This is a genomic window from Rhizobium sp. BK176, from assembly GCF_024808055.1.
On record NZ_JANUBV010000077.1, the window covers coordinates 1 to 1,009 of the forward strand.

Sequence of the window (1,009 nt, forward strand, 5' to 3'; positions counted from 1 at the left end):
TGTTCGGGGTGCTCGGCGCCGTGCTCGGCAGCGGCAAGGACAAGCCCGAGCCGGCGCATGAGCAGAAGGCGGCCGGCCCGGAGCCGGTGGAGCCGCCCGGTCCCGAGGCCACCAATCTGGCGGCGATCGACGATGTCGCCGCCTTCCTGCGCGACATGACCGACGAGCTGATGGCGAGCACCTCGGGCGTCATCCGCAAGCGCCATGTCGCCTCGGTGCGGCTGAGCTTCGAGGACCTGCCGCTGCCGCGCAATCCGAACCTTGCCGACACGGTGATGCGGGCCTTCAACGCCAACGACAATGACGGCCGCATCGGCATCAACGGCGAGAACTTCCACTTCCCCAATCCTGGTCGGGCCCGCCACGGCGGCGGCGGCGGCCATGGTCGTGGCCGCGGTCCCGGCGATGGTCGCGACGGTGATGGCAACGGTCATGGCGGGGGACCACTGCCGGGCGGCCCTGGCCAGCATGGCGGCGATGGCAGCGACGACGACGATGACGAGACCCGCGCCAACCGGCTGCCGGTGTCGCTCGGCCGCAACGTTCTGGCCAACGGCCTTGTCAACCTGTCGATGCTGATCTTCCTCGACGATCTCCTGGCCAAGACCTACGATCCGGACGGCGATGAGCTGAGCGTGCGCAACCTGACGGCCTCGAGCGGGGCGATCACCGCCTATGGCGACGGCGTCTGGCTCTATACGCCGGCGCGCGGGGTGAGCGGCCCGGTGACCTTCACCTACCAGGTGAGCGACGGCAAGGGCAGCATCGTCACGCAGTCGAGCCTGTCGCTCCTGAAGGGGGGGCCGCACGAGATTGCCGGCACCGACGGTGACGACCGGCTGCTCGGCACGCCCGATGACGACATCATCTCGCTGAAGGCTGGCGACGACTTCGTCCATGCCCGCGAGGGCCGCGACGTGGTGTTTGCCGGGTCCGGCGACGACACCGTCTTCGGCGGCGACGGCGACGACCTGATCCATGGCGAGGCCGGCAACGACCGTCTGTTCGG

1 protein-coding gene is annotated in these 1,009 nt (G+C 69.7%); it reads left to right on the forward strand.

Annotated elements, in window-relative coordinates; genetic code table 11:
- A partial coding sequence (locus tag FHT76_RS41255) for a cadherin-like domain-containing protein (RefSeq protein WP_259186901.1) occupies positions 1-1,009 on the forward strand: 1,009 nt, incomplete at both ends.